15 protein-coding genes, 3 tRNA genes and 2 riboswitches are annotated in these 17990 nt (G+C 57.7%); of the genes, 13 read left to right on the top strand and 5 right to left on the bottom strand.

All coding sequences use genetic code 11. The features are described from left to right. Nucleotides 1–24 precede the first annotated feature (24 nt). Entirely contained in the window at nt 25–861 is an 837-nt protein-coding gene (locus LPB405_RS03860) for an ABC transporter ATP-binding protein (protein WP_219101954.1), read from the bottom strand. 4 nt (nt 862–865) lie between these two features. After that, a riboswitch (SAM riboswitch) is annotated at nt 866–963 on the bottom strand. A gap of 175 nt (nt 964–1138) precedes the next feature. Next, nucleotides 1139–1247, top strand: a riboswitch (SAM riboswitch). Nucleotides 1248–1360: 113 nt separating this feature from the next. Here LPB405_RS03860 and LPB405_RS03855 point away from each other — a divergent pair. Beyond that, entirely contained in the window at nt 1361–2788 is a 1428-nt protein-coding gene (locus LPB405_RS03855; protein WP_219101953.1) for an LLM class flavin-dependent oxidoreductase, read from the top strand. A gap of 166 nt (nt 2789–2954) precedes the next feature. Next, nucleotides 2955–3398: a YchJ family protein gene (locus LPB405_RS03850; protein WP_219101952.1), complete on the top strand. Its 444-nt coding sequence runs from the start codon at nt 2955–2957 to the stop codon at nt 3396–3398. A gap of 216 nt (nt 3399–3614) precedes the next feature. On the opposite strand, the gene LPB405_RS03845 is transcribed toward LPB405_RS03850, so the two are convergent. The 3 genes from LPB405_RS03845 to LPB405_RS03835 all read right to left on the bottom strand — a co-directional run bounded on the left by LPB405_RS03845 (nt 3615) and on the right by LPB405_RS03835 (nt 7703). Continuing rightward, nucleotides 3615–4298 carry a hypothetical protein gene (locus tag LPB405_RS03845; RefSeq protein ID WP_257604974.1) on the bottom strand — a complete coding sequence of 228 codons (684 nt, stop codon included), beginning with the start codon at nt 4296–4298 and terminating at the stop codon, nt 3615–3617. A 143-nt stretch (nt 4299–4441) separates the two neighbouring features. Continuing rightward, nucleotides 4442–5890 (bottom strand): NCS2 family permease, encoded by a 1449-nt coding sequence (locus LPB405_RS03840; RefSeq protein WP_219101951.1) that lies wholly within the window; start codon nt 5888–5890, stop codon nt 4442–4444. Between the two features lie 346 nt (nt 5891–6236). Then, nucleotides 6237–7703, bottom strand: coding sequence for an NCS2 family permease (locus LPB405_RS03835; protein WP_219101950.1), 1467 nt, complete (start codon nt 7701–7703; stop codon nt 6237–6239). Between the two features lie 359 nt (nt 7704–8062). On the opposite strand from LPB405_RS03835, the gene LPB405_RS09165 reads away from it, so the two are divergent. The 6 genes from LPB405_RS09165 to LPB405_RS03805 all read left to right on the top strand — a co-directional run bounded on the left by LPB405_RS09165 (nt 8063) and on the right by LPB405_RS03805 (nt 13862). Continuing rightward, nucleotides 8063–8377 carry a lactococcin 972 family bacteriocin gene (locus LPB405_RS09165; protein WP_080974196.1) on the top strand — a complete coding sequence of 105 codons (315 nt, stop codon included), beginning with the start codon at nt 8063–8065 and terminating at the stop codon, nt 8375–8377. Nucleotides 8378–8466: 89 nt separating this feature from the next. Beyond that, nucleotides 8467–10437, top strand: a complete 1971-nt coding sequence (locus tag LPB405_RS03825) for a hypothetical protein (protein ID WP_049327385.1) — start codon at nt 8467–8469, stop codon at nt 10435–10437. A gap of 6 nt (nt 10438–10443) precedes the next feature. Beyond that, complete coding sequence (locus LPB405_RS03820; RefSeq protein ID WP_049327384.1) at nt 10444–11193, top strand: ABC transporter ATP-binding protein; 750 nt, start codon at nt 10444–10446, stop codon at nt 11191–11193. Nucleotides 11194–11432: 239 nt separating this feature from the next. Then, nucleotides 11433–11639, top strand: a complete 207-nt coding sequence (locus LPB405_RS09055; protein WP_257604973.1) for a hypothetical protein — start codon at nt 11433–11435, stop codon at nt 11637–11639. A gap of 178 nt (nt 11640–11817) precedes the next feature. Further along, the gene (locus LPB405_RS03810) at nt 11818–12183 is read left to right on the top strand and encodes a DUF2218 domain-containing protein (protein ID WP_049354443.1); all 366 of its coding nucleotides are present in this window, start codon (nt 11818–11820) and stop codon (nt 12181–12183) included. 275 nt (nt 12184–12458) lie between these two features. Beyond that, a complete protein-coding gene (locus LPB405_RS03805; protein ID WP_219101948.1) occupies nt 12459–13862 on the top strand; it encodes an FAD-dependent oxidoreductase in 1404 nt (467 codons plus the stop codon). 361 nt (nt 13863–14223) lie between these two features. Here LPB405_RS03805 and LPB405_RS03800 read toward each other — a convergent pair whose 3' ends face one another. Beyond that, the gene (locus LPB405_RS03800; protein ID WP_219101947.1) at nt 14224–14805 is read right to left on the bottom strand and encodes a hypothetical protein; all 582 of its coding nucleotides are present in this window, start codon (nt 14803–14805) and stop codon (nt 14224–14226) included. A 917-nt stretch (nt 14806–15722) separates the two neighbouring features. Between LPB405_RS03800 and LPB405_RS03795 the strand changes: the two genes are divergently transcribed. From LPB405_RS03795 to LPB405_RS03775, 5 genes are all read left to right on the top strand, one after another. After that, nucleotides 15723–15795 (top strand) — tRNA-Glu (locus tag LPB405_RS03795). A 68-nt stretch (nt 15796–15863) separates the two neighbouring features. Continuing rightward, nucleotides 15864–15937: transfer RNA gene (locus LPB405_RS03790), tRNA-Asp, on the top strand. Between the two features lie 73 nt (nt 15938–16010). After that, a tRNA-Phe gene (locus LPB405_RS03785) sits at nt 16011–16083 on the top strand. Between the two features lie 183 nt (nt 16084–16266). After that, nucleotides 16267–17211 carry an ABC transporter ATP-binding protein gene (locus tag LPB405_RS03780; RefSeq protein WP_219101946.1) on the top strand — a complete coding sequence of 315 codons (945 nt, stop codon included), beginning with the start codon at nt 16267–16269 and terminating at the stop codon, nt 17209–17211. Next, entirely contained in the window at nt 17208–17987 is a 780-nt protein-coding gene (locus tag LPB405_RS03775) for an ABC transporter permease (protein WP_070675417.1), read from the top strand. The genes LPB405_RS03780 and LPB405_RS03775 overlap by 4 nt, the downstream gene beginning before the upstream one ends. The last annotated feature ends 3 nt before the right edge of the window (nt 17988–17990 follow it).

The raw sequence follows: 17990 nt of genomic DNA, 5'->3' as shown, positions 1-17990 counted from the left end.
TAGAAAATGCGTTTCGTGACGGCTTTAGGCGTTATCTTCCACGCCGAGCTCAGCCAACAGTTCGCTACGCAGCGCCGTGATCTCTGCATCGGCGCGGTCACGCGGGTGAGAGCGGTCAACGGTCACAATGCGCTGGATGGTGGCGGGCGCCTCCGGGGTGTCCTTACCGAGGACAATAACCCGGTCAGAGAGGTACAGCGCCTCTTCCACATCGTGGGTGACCAGCAGAATCGTGGTCGGGTCTTGACGGTGCACGTCCAACAGCAAATCCTGCATGTTGATGCGGGTCAGCGCGTCCAGAGCACCGAAGGGCTCGTCGAGCAGCAGCACGCCGGGGTTGCGTGCGAGCGCTCGCGCCAGGGACACGCGCTGAGCCATACCGCCTGAAATTTCCTTGGGACGGTGGGTTGCGTATTCGCCCAGGCCGACCAGGTCGAGCAGGCGCGCTACGGATGCTGCGCCTTCAGATTTTTTGGTGCCCTGCGGCAGTCCGAGCGCCACGTTGTCGGCGACGGTGCGCCAGGGGAGCAGGCGCGGTTCCTGAAAGCCGATAGCTACGCGGGGGTCGAGGCCGGTCACTGCCTTCTCGCCGATACGCACGGTACCTGCGGTGATGCGGTTCAGTCCTGCTGCTGCACGCAGGAGGGTGGATTTACCGCATCCGGAGGAGCCGATGACGGAGATAATCTCGCCGGGGGCTGCGGTGAAGGAGACTCCGCGAAGAACTTCGTGGATTCCGCCGGGCACGGGGAAAGATTGCCCGACGTCTTCAAAGCTCAGGGGGACTGCGGCGGTGGATACGGCGTGTCGGCCGGTGTTTTCACTGGTGGGTACGTCAGTTACTGCGCTGTTGAGTGTCATGTCACTTCCATCGGTCCTGGCGTTAGCACCGGGAGGCGGAAGAATCCGTGCCGGTTGCTGCGACGTCGTGGAGCCAGGTCTCTCAGTCGCTCTGGATGGTTTGCTCCTTCAACCCTATGGGCTGTGCCACGCCTCAATCAACCCAGTGGGCGCGTGTGAATTTCTATGACTCTTTATTTCGCATTTGTCACGAAATATTTCGGTTCTACGTCACAAAAAGATTTTTTCGTCACAAACGTGACCTCCCTCCCGCGCGCCCCGTACACTCAAACAACGAGATCATGAGTCCCGGCGCTAAGCTCTGGCTAGCCGGGCGGCAACCCTCTCCCGTAGCGGGGTGCCCCAGATGATGATCTGGCCTCAACGGAATGAGGCAAGTACGGCGCGAACGCGCCACCTGCACGAAGGCCACCACCGAACGCAGAAGGCATCAGGAGGCGGCGCGCGGGGTGCAGGGTCCAAACCCGATCGTCCCCGATCATTCGCGAAAGGAAAATCGATGGCTGAGCAGAAGAAGCGCATCGTAGTTAACGCATTCGAGATGACCTGCATTGGTCACCAGAGCTTCGACCTCTGGCGTCACCCGAGTTCCCGTGCAACCGAGTACAACACCATCAAGTACTGGACTGACCTGGCTAAGACCCTTGAGCGAGGCCTGTTTGACGCCGTGTTCATCGCTGACGTGGTCGGCGTCTACGACGTGTACAAGAACTCTGCCGCTCCCGCCATTGAGGGTGCCGCTCAGGTTCCTGTGAATGACCCCGCAACCCAGATTTCTGCAATGGCTGCAGTGACCGAGCACCTCGGCTTCGGCGTGACTGCTGCCGCTACTTTCGAGCAGCCCTACACCCTGGCTCGCCGCTACGCCTCCCTCGACCACCTGACCGAGGGCCGCGTCGGCTTCAACGTTGTGACTTCTTACCTGCCGTCGGCTGCTGAGAACCAGGGTCTGCCCACCCAGATCCCGCACGACGAGCGCTACGACATCGCTGACGAGTTCCTGGACGTCTGCTACAAGCTGTGGGAAGGCTCCTGGGAAGACGGCGCAGTCATCAAGGACCGCGAGCGCGGCATCTACGCTGACCCCTCCAAGGTCCACCCGATTGGCCACAAGGGCAAGTACTTCTCCGTGCCCGGCATCTCCCTGACCGAGCCGAGCCCGCAGCGCACCCCCGTGATCTTCCAGGCTGGCGCATCCAGCCGTGGCCAGCAGTTCTCCGGTAAGCACGCTGAGGCTGTGTTCATCAGCGCCCTGCGCCCGGACCTGACCCGCGTTGTGACCGACCGTATTCGTGCCGCTGCAGAGGAGCAGGGCCGTAGCCGCGACGACGTGAAGATCCTTGCAATGCTTTCGATCATCGTGGATGAGACCGAGGAGAAGGCAAAGGCAAAGTACGAGGACTACAAGAAGTACATCAACCTCGACTCTGCACAGACCATTCTCGGCGGCTGGTCCGGCGTTGACCTGTCCCAGTTCGACGAGGACGAGGTCCTGAACTACGTGCAGACCGAGTCGATTCAGTCCTTCCTGACCCCCTTCACCCTGCAGGCGAAGGACAAGAAGTGGACCCGCAAGGCCATCGCTGAGCACGTCACCCTCGGCGGCATGGGCGAGGTCATTGTTGGTGACCCGGTTCAGGTTGCTGACGAGCTGGAGCGTTGGATCGACGAGGGCGGCCTGGACGGCATCAACCTGGCGTACCACGTCACCCCGGGTTCCTTCGAGGACTTCATCGAGTACGTTGTTCCCGAGCTGCAGAAGCGCGGCCGCTACCGCACCGAGTACGAGGGCAACACCCTGCGTGAGAACATCTTCGGTAAGGGCCACACCAAGGTTGCTGACAGCCACCCGGCTGCTAAGTACCGCGGCGCATACGTGGGCAAGCCTTCGGCTGCTGACACCCCGGCTCGCGCGATTGCCGAATAAGCGTTGCCGCTGATGCGTACCGTGTAGGTTCGCTCAAACTTAACGATTGAAAATAAGAACGCCCGTTCTACTGGAGGATTTGTATCCTCGGCGGAGCGGGCGTTTCTTTGCGCTGTGCTTTTGATGCAGGCTTTCTTGATGCGGCGCGTTCTTTATACTGGTTGGCATGACTGAACTGAACCAGGTTGAACTTAACCATGATGACCGATGCCCCTGCTCGAGCGGCGAGGTGTACGGCGCCTGCTGCGGCAGGTTCCTGGGCGAGTTTGCCGCCTCCGGCATGCTGACTGCTCCCGCGCCGGAGCAGCTGATGCGCTCGCGTTTTACCGCGTTTGCGACTGGGGATGCGGCGTACCTGCTGGCGAGCTGGCATCCGAGTACACGCCCGCCCGCTTTGGATCTGGAGGATGATATCCGCTGGTATCGTCTGGATATTCTGGCTTCTTCGGGTGGTCCGTTTGATGCGTCCGGTACGGTGGAGTTCGTTGCGTATTACCGTTCGGTGCCGGGCGTTCCTGCGGAGCAGCGGGTGAAGGGCAGCATGCATGAGCTGTCGCGCTTTGAGAAGGTGGGCGGCGCCTGGTTCTATGTGGATGGTGACGTCCGCTAAATCTCGTAACTTTCCCTGCCTCTCATACGTGCAGAGTGTGGGCATAGAAGAAATGGCAGAATCATTCCGAAACCGGAACGATTCTGCCATTTCTTGTTTTGGTTAGCTTCTGTCTTTTAGAAGATTTTCAAAGTCAATCTGAAATATCAGCCAGACCAAGCCATGAGGCGCGTTCTGCCCCAATAGCAGGAATCAAAATAGGTGATGCAGTCATGACTAAGACGCTTCCTTGAAAACAGAATCTTGAAGAATACGCTCTGCCTCAGCGGTGCTTCGCGAATCCCCCAAATCTAGAAGATCTACCGCCACGTGCAGGGGAAGAATATGGGGCGGCTCATCGCATTCACGCAAGATGACGTTCGCTGAATCCGCGGAAGCTGGAAGCAGATTGTAGAGAAAAATGATGTTCTCTAAATCCTGGCTTGAAACGTATGCATCCACCATTGAGCCGTACACCTGCGAAATATCGCTACTAATGCCGGTAAGGGAGAGTGCAGGGTCTTCCAAAATTGCCGGAATCTCAGCGGGAGGAGCCTGAAGATGATGTACCTTCAAGCCGCGGCGGGCTCGGTATCGCTCAACAGACCCTGGGCCCTGTTCCTGAATTGCTGAGGCGCGTTCTTTTGCCCTGCGGCGTTCCTCAGTAGATAAAACAGACGACTGCCCGTCACAGTAGCGAGCCAAAGCGTTGAATGCATCGAAGGAAATAGGGCGGCCAGCATTACTGCGGTGCGCTGCGGGGAGAGCGTCGACAACCCAGCGGCTTCCCAATTTACGCCCCTGGAGCATTCCGCGTTCTAAGCGGGCGCGCACGCTTCGCTCTGAAACCTGAGCTTCTTGGGCATACTCTTGAACGGACATCATGGCAGAATCATACCGGAAACGGAATGATTCTGCCATGAAATTGCGCCCGCATCCAGGCACGATAAGGAACGTACATGAGCGAACCAGATACACAAAAGGCAGGTCCTTCGGCAGCTTGAAAACTTACGTTCTCAGCCGCCTCAGGAACCTGCCCTCAGCAAATATGTAGACTGTTGGACTTAGCTAGTCCAGCCGTTAATGATGCCCATACCGAAGTAGATCACGAACACCGCGGACACCAGGTACATCAGCCAGTGCACGTCCTTGCCGCGGCCCTGCACCAGACGAATAAAGGTGTACGCCACGAAGCCGGCACCAATACCGTTCGCAATCGAGTACGACAGCGGCATGAAAATGATGGTCAAGAACGCCGGAATACCCAGACCCCAGTCGGTCCAGTCAATGTTCACGGCCTGGCGGATCATCAGGAAGCCGACCACGACCAGCGCCGGAGCAACCGCCTCAAAGGGAACGATGGTGACCAGCGGCGAGATGAAAATTGCCAGCAGGAACAGCACACCGGTCACAATGTTCGCAAAGCCGGTGCGTGCACCCGCACCGATACCGGTAGCGGACTCCACGAAAATCTGGTTCGCCGAACCGGACGCGCCACCACCGATAACGGAGCCGAAAGCGTCCACGAGCAGGACCTTGTCAATGTCCTCAACCTTGCCGTCCTTCATGGTGCCTGCCTCAGTGGCAAGACCCACTGAAACGCCCATCGCGTCGAAGAACACGGACAGCAGAATGGTGAACACCAGCAGCGAGGCAGCCAGCGGACCGATGTGGGCGAATGCGCCGAACAGGTCAGCGGAACCGATGAGGGAGAAGTTCGGGGTGGTTAACTCCATGTCCGCTAGGGAAGGCACGTTCAGGGACCAGCCGGTTGCCGCCTTCGTCACGGAACCGGAGGGGACAACCGCCTCCAGAATCAGGGACAGTGCGGTGGAGGCGAGCACGCCCCACAGAATCGCGCCCTTCACGTTACGGATAAACAGGGCGATGGTGAAGAACAGACCGAAGAGGAAGACGAGAGTGGGCCAGCCGAGCAGGTGACCGCCCGCGCCGAGGGTCACCGGAACGGTGGAGCCGGCAGCGTCAGGCATACGGCGGATAATGCCGGAGTCGACCAGACCGATAAAGGAAATGAAGAAGCCGATACCGACCACAATCGCGGTCTTGAGCGACTCGGGGACCGCCTCAAACACCGCGGTACGGAAGCCGGTGAGCACCAGAACGGTCATGATCAGACCGGCAAGAACGACCAGGCCCATGATGTCTGCCCAGGTCAGGTTCGGGGTGGTGGCAATGGTGGAGGCGAGCAGCGCATTCACGCCCAGGCCAGCCGCCATGGCGAAGGGCTGCCTGGCGATAACACCCATGAGGATGGTCATCACGCCAGCAACCAGCGCGGTCACAGCCGCGACAGGTGCGATACCGAGGGTACGTTCGGATGCGTCCTTGCCGAGGCCGATGATGAGGGGGTTCAGCACCACGATGTAGCTCATGGCGAAGAATGCGGCGAGGCCGCCGCGGAATTCTGCGGCGATGGAGGAGCCGCGTTCGGAAATCTTGAAGTAGCGGTCAAGTGCGCTGGTGGGCGCTGCCGCCTTCTGGGGTTCAGACATGTGAGGATCCGTTGATGTTGTTCGGTGTGTACTGTTGCGCCGCCGGTTTCGCGGGTAAAGCTCGCAGGTAAATTTCACGGGCTAGGCTCGCGGGTAAGTCTCGGGTTGGGCGCCACGATGGTTCAACCATTGTAGGCGCCGCCTCCTAGCTTGTGCCGTTGAAACGCGTTGTGTGCGGCGGTTCAGTCGGTGATGTGGTGTTTCCCCGACCCCTGCAACCCAGAATTGGGTAGTTGGGGTAGAGGGAAGAATAGCGCAGGGCGGGGTACCGGCACCCCGAAGGTGCCGATACCCCGCCCTGATGGCGCCCGCGCCTCCACGTGGGAGGGTGAGGCACCCGATGTATTTAGTGCATCCAGCCGGTAATCAGGCCGTTAGCGAAGAAGATGAGGAACACTGCGGAAACCACGTACATGAGCCAGTGCACGTCCTTGCTGCGGCCCTGCACCAGGCGGATGAAGACGTAGGACAGGAAGCCTGCGCCGATACCGTCCGCGATGGAGTAGGACAGGGGCATGAAGATGATGGTCATGAACGCGGGGATACCCAGACCCCAGTCGTTCCAGTCGATGTTCACTGCCTGGCGGATCATTAGGAAGCCAACGAACACCATTGCGGGTGCAACAGCTTCGAAGGGCACGATGGTGACCAGCGGGGTCAGGAAGATAGCGACGAGGAACAGCGCGCCGGTGACGATGTTTGCGAAGCCGGTGCGTGCGCCCGCGCCGATACCGGTTGCGGACTCCACGAAGATCTGGCTTGCGGAGGAGGAGGTGCCACCGCCGGCTACGGAGCCGAGGGCGTCCACGAGCAGGACCTTGTCGACGTTCTCGATCTGGCCGTCCTTGATGGTGCCTGCTTCGGTTGCGAGACCGACGGAGGTGCCCATTGCGTCGAAGAACGCGGAGATGAGGATGGTGAAGATCAGCAGAACTGCTGCCATGCCGCCGAGGGTGCCGAAGGCACCGAACAGGTCAGCGGAGCCGAACAGGGAGAAGTTGGGCAGCTTGCTGGTGTTGGAGTCCCAGACGGGGACGTTCAGGGACCAGCCGGTGGGGGACTTAACCGAGCTGCCGGAGGGCACGACCTTCTCCAGGATGATGGAGAGGGCGGTGGAGGCGAGCACACCGTAGAGGATTGCACCCTTCACGTTGCGAATGAACAGCGCAATGGTGAGGAACAGGCCGAAGAGGAAGACCAGGGTGGGCCAGCCGAGCAGGTGGCCGCTGACGCCGAAGGAGACGGGCACGGTGGTGCCGGCTGCGTCGGGCATGCGGCGGATGATACCTGCGTTGACGAGGCCGATGAAGGCAATGAAGAAGCCGATACCGACGACGATTGCGACCTTGAGCGATTCGGGAACCGCGTTGAACACTGCGGTGCGGAAGCCGGTCAGCACGAGGATGGTCATCAGCACACCAGCCCATACGACGAGGCCCATGATGGCGGGCCAGGTCAGTCCGGGGGTGGAGGCGATGGTGGTTGCCAGCAGTGCGTTCACGCCGAGGCCTGCCGCCATGGCGAAGGGCTGCTTGGCGACGACGCCCATGAGGATGGTCATGACGCCTGCGACCAGTGCGGTCATTGCTGCGACCTGCGGTACACCGAGGGCGTTGCCGGATGCGTCCTTGCCGAGGCCGATGATGAGGGGGTTCAGCACGACGATGTAGCTCATCGCGAAGAAGGTGGCGAGGCCGCCGCGGAATTCGGCGGCGATGGTGGAGCCTCGCTCAGTGATTTTGAAGTAACGGTCCAGTGCGCCCTTGGCTTCTGCCTTGGGGTTCTGGGGAGCCGCGGTGTTCTCAGAAGACATTCGTGAAAATCCGTAGATACTCATAGTCGGGGCGGGGTTCGGGGTTCCGATCCCGCATAAAAAAGTGCCACTTCCCGGTGTGTTGGGGAGGTGACACTGTTGTACCGAAATATTCTACGGTTAAAGTTTCTCTAAGCGTTAATCCAGGAAATTCCCAGCTTTCGTTCAGGAAGCCTGATTAAGGCAGGGTAAAAACTCTAAAATCCGCTGACTAGTAAAAAAATATATGTTTTAAATCTAAATATTCTGAAAAACTATATTATTTTCTTCACTGTAGTGCTAGTATTGTTACCACACACAGGACGGAAGAGCAAAATATATTTCCTGCAAAGGGGAAAGTTCTACCGAAAGGTAAGACTATGAAAGTCATGAAATCACTCGCTGTGCTCGCCATGTCGGGGGCACTCGCAACTGGTGTTGGGGCAGCCGCCCTGGCCGGTACTCAGAAGCCGCATGAGGGCGGCGATTGGAATTATGGGGTTGAGTGGGTCGGTAACCGTGCCTTCTCTGATTATCACCATAACGATCGTTGTCATGGTTCTACTGTTACTACTGTGGTCGGGACTGTCCGCTCCGTAGATACTCGTGCTGGTGAAACTTCTCGGGCATCGAAATGGACCTGGGGAAATTTGTTCTTGTACCATCACCCTTCCTATCACTACCGTGTCTGCTAAACCTGTAGGCACATAAACGGATACGTGGGCGGGCGCTGTAAAAGCGTCCGCCCACTGTACAAAATTACGTCAGTTACCGGAGTTCAACGATGAAAAATGCTCTGAGAGTGTGCGCAGTATTGTGCACGGTTCTGACCTTTCTGCTGGGTAGCGCCCTCATCTCTGTCCTGGAGACGCAGGCTCCTCTGGGTACCAATGCGCAGGCACAGCTTTCTCTCCGTGCTTCGCAACAGTCTAAGTCTGAGCTGATTCAGAACTTTGATACTCTGGTGGATCGCTACGCTGCCGATGGTGCCCAGCTACTCAAGGTGGTCGCCGACCCCGAAGATTTCTGGCACGGAAAATCCGTCTACGTGTTTGGGGCGAATTCACTGAGCTCTGACGGTGAAACTATTGATTGGTTCGACCCGGATAAGCACGGGAAAAAATATCCGTCACGAGCACTTGGGGATTCTTCGCTTGACGGCCAATACGCGCTAGCGGGTAGCCAAGAATTTGTGCGTGCTTTTGAAAACCTTGCCCGTGAACAAGGCATGGATGTTAAAGTTACCTCCGTTAACCCAGTGCGTGTTGTCTACGGGGCAGTTACTTCTTCGGGCTCTCTGACGAGCCTTATCTGCCTCGCTGTGCTCTTCTGTACCGCAATCATGGGGTGGTTGTCGGTCCGTTCGCGAACTCAGAATATTCTGCTTCTGAACGGATACTCCCCGCAGCGTCTGCAGCGAAGGGATGTACAAGACCTCCTGCTCCTGGCGTTACCTCCTGCAGTGGTAACAGCATTGTGCATGGGATGCGTAGAGGGGTTCGTGTACGGCGTGGCGCATCTTCCTCAACTGATGGGGGTTACGGCACTGATCTTTGCCGTGTTTACCGTTCTCATGCTGGTTGCTCTCCTGCTTATCAACCTCATGACTTGGCCGAGTATTACTGCTGTGGGACGTAGGGAACCGGCGTATCGACGTTTTACAGTTCCGAGTGCAATCGCTAAGTATGCTGTGGTGGTTTTAGTGGCGTGCACTATTCCGGGTCTGGTCTCAAGCGCTCAAGTGAGTTTGGGTAGGAGTGATTCGGCGGCTGGCTGGTCTCTTCTTTCTGACCAGTACACCTTACGGGTGAACGTGCCTGAAGCGACGATACGGGATGAACAGGCGCTCGCCTCCTACGACCAGGCTACAGTGCGTGCTTTAGGTTCTCTTGAATCACGGAACGGTGTCCTCTTGTCCTATGCGTTGGAAAACGTTAAGGGTTTGGAGGGTAGCGGATACGATGGTGCTCTTATGGTGAACCGCGCCTATGTGGACCTTCTTCAGCAACGTCTTGGCTTGTCGTTCAAGAACGTTGAGGATAGCAACTTCCCTGGATCTCAGTCTTTGCGTGCAGAGTATTCTTTCCACCAGAAAGACCGGGAGGATCGCGGATTTACTCTGCTCACTGTGGAGGATAAAACCAACTCGTCGGGGGTAAAGGTGCCTGCTTTGAGCTCTCAGGATTCACGGCTTCTGAACTATAAAAAGCCTGTTCTTGTGGTAACCGAATCGGCGACGCAGAATCTACAACCTTCCTTTATTTCTGCGGCCTTGACTACCGGTAACGTCATGGTCTCTCAGCCTGCGTCTGTACGGGCTGCCTACAACGCTGAGGAAATTGGGCAGACCCTACTTTCTGTGGACCGCGCGGGAGAGGAACACCTTTACATCGCGCAGCTGGAACGTAACCAGTATGTTGCGCATCTAGTGGGCCTAGCAATTCTCTGTGCGGCACTCATTATTGGCACAGCAATTAATACGTACATTACCCTTGCGGCTCGTGCTCGTAATGATTTTGTTTTACGTACTGCTGGTCTGCCTCTCAGAACAATTTTTAGTGGGTACCTTCTGAAGGAAGCCTGCATTGTGTGCCTTTGCTCTGCTGCTGGGTTGGTACTTCTTCTGGTGCAGGGAGCAGAGTACGCCTTTTCAGCGATGGCGGCACCGCTGTTGTACGGCACTATTCTGGCGTTGGTGCTGAGACTGAGTTTTAGCCGTATCTTCACCGCGACGGTTCACCGTCGTCACGTATAGGAGTGAATGATGAGGAATACTGTTTATCCCTCTGGCAATGTGGAACATCCTGAGGTAACTATCGCCTCCCGCGACATTGTGGTGTATGCGCAGGGGCAGCCCATTCTCCAGAGTCCTCACTTTGAGGCATATGCGGGGGAAGTGACTGGCATTGTGGGTCCGAGCGGATGCGGTAAAACGACGCTTTTGAATGTGTTGGGTCTGCTGATGCCGCCTCATGAGGGTGAGGTTGTTATTGGGGGTCGGCATATGGAACGTGCTCGTGAGAAGGAGCGTCTTGCGTTCTGGGCTGATGAAGCTTCCTTCGTTTTTCAGGATTACGGAATTATTGAGGAATGGAGCGTTATCGAGAATATTCTGCTTGATCGTAAGACCTTTGGTCGTGCTCGTATTACGGATGAGAGCCGCGAGCTTTTGAACGTCATTGGTCTTGAAGGGAAGGAACGTACTTCGGCTGCCCTGCTGAGTGGTGGTGAGAAGCAGAGGGTGGGTATCGCTCGGGCAATCCACAAGGGTGTGCGCTACATTTTTGCGGATGAGCCGACGGCAAGTCTTGATGCTGAGAACCGGGCATTGGTTGTGGAGCTGTTGAGCTCTGCTGCTCGGCGTGGAGCCACAGTTATCGTGGCGACTCATGATGCAGATATGATGACCGCCTGCGATAGGCTATGCCGTCTTGAAGCCCCTACCAGAATTCCCGATTCGGGATTAGTGGATGTAAATGTAAATTCTCATCGGAAGGAGAATAAATCATGACGACAAGGAGCCCCCTAGCTCGTGACGAGTATGATCGTGTGCCGGAAAATTCAGGAGGCGACACCCCTCGAAAAAACGGATTGCGGCACCTGCCGCGAAAAGTGGTGGGCGTTCTAGTATCTTGCGTGGTGTTTGTTGGCGCTCTTCTGGGCCTGTACTGGGGCGGGGCTTTTGAGCCATGGCTGAATGAGTATTCGACCACTACACCAGCTTGTGCAACAGCTTCTTCACCGGAGGATGTGCAGCAAGCTCTTGCGCGGACTGAAGAGCTTAATGCTATTCGTTCGGCTGCGAAGAATGTTGAGTTCTCCCAGACTCTTCTGTGTGATGGGCAGAAGGCTGTTTTGACGATTACGTACACTGACCGGTCGGATTTTAAGCGTTTGAATGATGCGGTGACTTCGGCACATTTGGGTGCTGCTGCTGAGATTAAGCTCAAGAGGTAGGTGCGTAAAGAACGGTTGTTTATCGCCCCTGCGCGAACAACGATGACATATTAGGTTAGCGAACCCTAAGTACCTGCTATATTCGAGGTGAAACAAAGTGTCGCCGGATGCCAGGTTCTGTGTGGTGAGCCTTTTTCGGCATAGATGAGAATTCGGCATAGATGAGAAGGAACCCACCGTGACTGAAACTCCCCAGGAAAACACCGCTGAGAATTACCCCGCCGCAGAATCCCTGCCGGTACGCCAGCGCGCCGTCGTAGCAACCGACCGCCCCGCCCGATACATTAAGCAGCTCGGCTCGCACATGGGTCGCAAGCTTGGCACCGCAGAACTGCCCGACGGTCTGCGCCTCACCTTCAACCGCGACGGCATTTTCCGCGGCTACGGTGACCTGCGCGAAGCCGACGGTGCACTCATCATGGAGGTACGCGCCGAAAGCGACGAGTTGGCTGCTGGTCTGGCGGATGTGCTGGATCGCCACCTGGTCCGCTTCGGTGAGCGTGACGAACTGGTCGTAACCTTCGAGGCGGTACCCGCCTCCTAGTCCCTGCTTTCTAGTCTTCGTTACCCTGCCTCGCCCTCCTGCACCTCGGAGGGTGGGGCAGTTCTATGCTCGCTGCGCGCGGAGGCACCCGGAGCGGGATGTGCCGCGCCGCCCGGATTAGGTGACAGAAAATTGTCCTATTTAGTGGGCGAAGACATATAAGCCCCCGAACACCCGTCAATCCCCGGTAAAATAGGCAGGAAGTGAACACTAAGCTCACCGCCTGTTCGCGCCGCACCGGGCGCCGGACGGTGAACTTCGAAAGGAAGATTTTCGTGTCTGAAGCAGCACGCCCCCTGCGCGTCGCCGTTATTGGTGCAGGTCCCGCCGGTATTTACACCGCCGACATCCTCACCAAGTCTGAAGAGGTCCGCACCGGCGCCGTTGAGGTCGCCATCGACATCTTCGACCGCTACCCCGCCCCCTTCGGCCTGATCCGCTACGGTGTGGCACCGGATCACCCCCGTATTAAGGGCATCATCACCGCACTGCACAAGGTCCTGGACCGCGGTGACATCCGTTTCTTCGGCAACGTCGAATACGGCAAGGACCTGACCCTCGCCGACCTGCGCGAACACTACGACGCCATCATCTTCGCAACCGGCGCGATTTTCGATGCACCCCTGAACATTAAGGGCATCGACCTGGACGGCTCCTACGGCGCAGCAGACTTCGTCTCCTGGTACGACGGCCACCCCGACTACCCCCGCACCTGGCCGCTCGAAGCTGAGCAGGTTGCAGTGCTCGGTAACGGCAACGTCGCCCTGGACGTCTCCCGCATCCTCTCCAAGCACGCTGACGACCTGCTCGTCACCGAAATCCCCGACAACGTCTACCAGGGCCTGAAGGCTTCCCCCGTGACCGACGTGCACGTCTTCGGTCGCCGCGGCCCCGCACAGATGAAGTTCACCCCGCTCGAGCTGCGCGAACTCGCACACTCCCGCGACGTGGACATCGTCCTGTACGAAGAGGACTTCCAGTTCGACGAGGCTTCCGAGGAAGCAATGGAGAAGAACGCCCAGACCAAGGTCATGATGAAGACCCTGCGCGGCTGGCTGGAAGACCAGAAGAACAACGAGCAGACCGCATCCCGCCGCCTGCACCTGCACTTCCTGCAGTCCCCGCACGAAATCCTCGGCGAAGACGGCAAGGTCGTGGGCCTGCGCATGGAACGCAACAAGCTCGACGGCAACGGCGGCATCATCGGCACCGGCGAGTACGTGGACTACCCCGTACAGGCCGTCTACCGTGCAATCGGCTACTTCGGTTCCGAACTGCCCGAAATCGGTTACGACGACAAGCGCGGCGTCATCACCAACGTTGAGGGTCGCGTCGTGGACGAGAACGGCGAGGTCGTTCCCGGCCTGTACGCATCCGGTTGGATTAAGCGCGGCCCCGTCGGCCTGATTGGCTCCACCAAGTCGGACGCACTCGAAACCATCACCCACCTGCTCGAGGACCGCGAGAACCTCTACACCGCAACCGAGCCGGACGCAGAGGCATTCAGCGCATACCTGGACTCCAAGGGTATCAAGTACACCACCTGGGAAGGCTGGCACCGCCTGGACGATCACGAGAAGGCACTGGGCGCAGCATCTAAGGATGCAGCCGGTGAGCCTCGCGCCCGCGTGAAGGTTGTGGATCGCGACGAGATGATTAACATCTCCCGCGGTGAGTAATCCTTACGTGTAGTACGTAGAGCATAGAAATCGACCCCGTACCGTGAGCCGGTGCGGGGTCGATTTTTGTCTATATATAAGGAAGCGGGGGAGGGGAGCGTCAGGGAGGAAGCCCGAGAAGCGCTCGTCCGGAGGAGCGGCCGAAAGAGCGGTTAAAGAAACCCACCCCGCACCATGAGGTTATGCGGGGTGGGTTGGGTAGGTGCCGAAGACACTCGAGGACATACCCTCCGGCTACCCGGACGCGCAGCGAGCCCATGCAGTGACTCTACGTGCGGCGCATCCCTTAACGGGGTCTAGAAAGCTAAAGAAACACCAAGATTAGCTCTCTAAACAAGCGCATAGCCGTACGGTGTGTAGACTATGCACACTTTTTGAGGACGTCCTCAATGCCCAAAATGGCCTTGAGTACGGTTTCAGTCTCAGTACCCAGCTTCTTGCGGACTTCACCAGAAATGACGGCCTTCACGATGTTCTTGAAGGTCTTCCACTGCTTGAAGGCGTTAACGAGTGCCTTAATAAGCTTGTAAATGGCGATGCCCAGCTGAATGACAAACTTTGCAATACTGACAACGCAGGCAATAACACCAACGGGGGAGAGCGCTGCGTGGGCGCGTCCATCAGACTTGCGGACAGCGGCCTTGGCGCTTGCAATCTGACGGCCTGCGTCAGTGCCCTGGACGGTGGTCAGGTTGCCCAGTGCGCTCTCAATGCCGCTATTAACGCGGTTGGAGGATCCAGGCTTCGCATACTTCAAACGGGCAGGCACCTGCTCGAGGCGGCGCAGAATCAGCTTGAGCTGCTGGTCGGCAGTCATTGCCTTCTGCGGGTGTGCCATCTGCTGTGCCTGCGCTGCGGGTGCAACTGCACAGCCGAGAGCGACGGTTGCGGTGCCTACGCCAAGCGCACGGAATGCCGTGCGACGGTTCATCGTTGCGGACACTGGATCCCCCTTCGGATCTCTATTCGGTTTATCGGTGCCGTAATGTGCGGTGACTTTACGTCTGGGGCTCCGGAAGTGGCCCCGTGCTGCAAGGTCCGGAAGTGACCTCACGCCCTCTATAGTACGGTGCTCAAAGAGGGGGCTTCAAGCCAGTTCAGGGGGTATTTTCAGCTGGCTTTCATCTCTCCTTGTCAATCGCTAGAGGTTTATCAAATCTTTATATTTCTGTGTTGTCATAATTCGATATTTACTTGCACAAAGAGAAAAATACGCATCTGACAAGCCGTTTTATTGTATTCCCGGGAGTGAATATTTTCATTTTGGTGCATCTTGACGGGTAGTTGCTTTGCACGGCACATTTTTTGGGCTCCCCCCCCCGGGGGGGGGTGAAGCTGGGCTGTGCCTGCTGGGTGGTGCTTGCTTGTGCACCTTATATAGGCGCTGTAGAAATTACTGAAAATTTTTGGAGATATTTTGCGCGCGTTTAGGCTGCCGTGAGGTGAGTGAGAGGGGGTGGCGGATTTTTGGAACTCTTGCGAAGGGCTGTTCAAGGACCTTCGGACTCTCTTCGGGCATCTTCGGAACAAAATTTTGGAAGATTCTGAAGAAAATCTGTGGAAATCAGAGTGGAAAATAGGGCTTCCTCGAAGCCTCTGCGGGCACCCAAAAGCTGCTCAAGCCCCTCCAAAAGCCCCTGATGTGGGGTGTTGTGAAGAAATTTTAAAATTTTTTGAAGTTTTTCTGAATCATCATTGACAAGCTTAAACGCATATGTGCCAGGCAATAAATGGTCGAAAATGGGGGTCAAAATCGGGCAAAATCGAACAAAACGGTTTGCGCGCCTCCGCAAACCTGTCATAGACTAGTGGAGGTTCGAACGACGGGATGAAGAAAACTGAACCTGTTCGATCGACTAGGCCCCCATCGTCTAGCGGCCTAGGACGCCGCCCTTTCACGGCGGTAGCACGGGTTCAAATCCCGTTGGGGGTACTTGCAAATTTCACGATTTGCAAAGCCAAGTTTGATGATATAGAATTTATTTCTGTTGATTCCAACAAGGCCCCGTAGCGCAGTTGGTTAGCGCGCCGCCCTGTCACGGCGGAGGTCGCGGGTTCAAGTCCCGTCGGGGTCGCTCTGGCCGCGTAAGTTCAGATGATTATTCATCCGAAGACGCGGTCATTGCGTATCTAAAAGTAAATACGCAAGGCTCTGTAGCTCAGTTGGTAGAGCGTACGACTGAAAATCGTAAGGTCACCGGATCGACGCCGGTCGGAGCCACGAAATCCGCCTCCAGGCTTCTACAGTGGGGCGGGTTTTGTTTTTAAAAAACTTTTAGGGCTGCAGGTACTGCAACCCGTCGAAAAGGCGGCATCTTGGGAATAAAACCCCGCGGTGCCGCCTTTTTGTATGTAGTATATGTAGGCACAATGCCACGCTCCCTCTAGAAAGCATCCCGTACCCATGACCGCTCAGAATCCCAGCGCACAGCCTCCCAATGCACAGCCTCCGGAGCGCTCACCCCAAATTCCTTGGGCAAAAAATACTGCTGCCAGCGCTCAGGCGGGCGGAATCCGCTTCGAGAACATCACCAAGAGCTACCCGAGCCGAACCGGTGAACCCACCACGGTGCTGCAGAACCTGAACCTGCACATTCCCGCCGGTCAGATTACCGTGTTTGTCGGCCCCTCCGGATGCGGTAAAACCACTAGTCTGCGCATGATTAATCGCATGGTGGAGCCCAATAGCGGCACCATCACCATTGACGGCGTGAACGTGTACGAGAAGAACCCCTACGAGCTGCGCCGCGGCATTGGCTACGTGATGCAGCAGGGCGGGCTCATGCCGCACCGCACCGTCGCGCAGAATATTGCCACCGTGCCGCGCCTGCTCGGTGCCTCCCGCATGCAGGCGCAGACGCGTGCCCTCGAACTGCTCGACGTGGTCGGTCTGGATTCTTCGTACGCCAAGCGGTACCCCTCCCAGCTTTCGGGCGGTCAGGTGCAGCGCGTTGGTGTGGCGCGTGCTCTCGCCGCCGATGCGCCCGTCCTGCTGATGGACGAGCCGTTCTCCGCGGTGGATCCGGTGGTGCGTACCGACCTGCAGAAAGAGCTGTTGCGCCTGCAGGGTCGACTCGCCAAGACGATTGTGTTCGTCACCCACGACATTGATGAGGCGCTTCTGCTCGGCGATACAATCGCCGTCTTCGCAGAGGGCGGTCGCCTCGCACAGTTCGGTACTCCCGAAGAGATTCTCTACAGCCCCGCCGATGATTTTGTGCGCTCCTTCGTGAGCCGCTCCGTTGCCGGTCTGCTGGATGAGCAGACGGTGCGCCAGGCGCGCGCACGCCGACTTGCCGCCTCCCGAAAAGCGCAGAACGGTGCGGTAGAAGGCGAGAAAAGCGAATGAGTCTTCTAGAAAATATTGTGCTCGCGGCACCACCTCTCGCCGCGCAGCCCCTAGTGGTATCACCCCTCGCCGCAAGCGACATGCACTGGGAATGGGTAGCCACCAATAGTCAGCGCATCCTAGAGCTGACCCTCAGCCACCTCTACCAGGGCGTCGTACCCGTCGCGATTGGCGCTCTCGTCGCGCTGCCGGTCGCCTACTACGCGAGCCGTCGCCGTGACCGCGGTTCCGAACGCCGCATCGGTGCACGAACCCTCATGCAGCTCTCCTCGCTGCTCTACACCATCCCCTCCATCGCACTGTTCGTGCTGATGCCGCTCATTCTGGGAACCTCCATTATTTCCCCGCTGAACGTGCTCGTCGCCCTGAGCGTCTACTCCTTCTCGCTCATGGTGCGCTCCGGTGTGGATGCCTTCGACTCCGTACCCGATAGCGTGCACGAATCTGCACGCGCCCTCGGATACACGCCCCGACAGGCGCTGATGGAGCTCTACCTGCCCCTTGCTACACCCGTCATTATGTCGGGAATCCGTGTGGCAACCGTGGCAAATATTGCGATGGTGTCCGTGGGTGCCCTCATCGGTGTGCCCTCGCTCGGTACGCTTTTCACCGATGGACTCGCGCGCAATATCCCTTCGGAGATCCTGGCTGGCGTAATCCTTAGCCTGCTGCTGGCACTGGTCCTCGACCTGCTCCTTATCCTTCTGACGAGGGCACTTACGCCCTGGCAGGCGGCTACGGTTACGAACCGCCACAGCCCCGAAAGGAAGGCATAACCC

This window comes from Rothia mucilaginosa (genome assembly GCF_019334805.1).
GTDB lineage: Bacteria > Actinomycetota > Actinomycetes > Actinomycetales > Micrococcaceae > Rothia > Rothia mucilaginosa_C.
Note: the sequence above shows the minus strand (reverse complement) of the source record. Positions and strands in the feature narration are given on the sequence as shown.

Bases quoted from the DNA above. Each gene is read 5' to 3' on its own strand.
- LPB405_RS03860 (WP_219101954.1), bottom strand. From the start codon at position 861: ATGACACTCAACAGCGCAGTAACTGACGTACCCACCAGTGAAAACACC.
- LPB405_RS03855 (WP_219101953.1), top strand. From the start codon at position 1,361: ATGGCTGAGCAGAAGAAGCGCATCGTAGTTAACGCATTCGAGATGACC.
- LPB405_RS03850 (WP_219101952.1), top strand. From the start codon at position 2,955: ATGACTGAACTGAACCAGGTTGAACTTAACCATGATGACCGATGCCCC.
- LPB405_RS03845 (WP_257604974.1), bottom strand. From the start codon at position 4,298: ATGGCAGAATCATTCCGTTTCCGGTATGATTCTGCCATGATGTCCGTT.
- LPB405_RS03840 (WP_219101951.1), bottom strand. From the start codon at position 5,890: ATGTCTGAACCCCAGAAGGCGGCAGCGCCCACCAGCGCACTTGACCGC.
- LPB405_RS03835 (WP_219101950.1), bottom strand. From the start codon at position 7,703: ATGTCTTCTGAGAACACCGCGGCTCCCCAGAACCCCAAGGCAGAAGCC.
- LPB405_RS09165 (WP_080974196.1), top strand. From the start codon at position 8,063: ATGAAAGTCATGAAATCACTCGCTGTGCTCGCCATGTCGGGGGCACTC.
- LPB405_RS03825 (WP_049327385.1), top strand. From the start codon at position 8,467: ATGAAAAATGCTCTGAGAGTGTGCGCAGTATTGTGCACGGTTCTGACC.
- LPB405_RS03820 (WP_049327384.1), top strand. From the start codon at position 10,444: ATGATGAGGAATACTGTTTATCCCTCTGGCAATGTGGAACATCCTGAG.
- LPB405_RS03780 (WP_219101946.1), top strand. From the start codon at position 16,267: ATGACCGCTCAGAATCCCAGCGCACAGCCTCCCAATGCACAGCCTCCG.
- LPB405_RS03775 (WP_070675417.1), top strand. From the start codon at position 17,208: ATGAGTCTTCTAGAAAATATTGTGCTCGCGGCACCACCTCTCGCCGCG.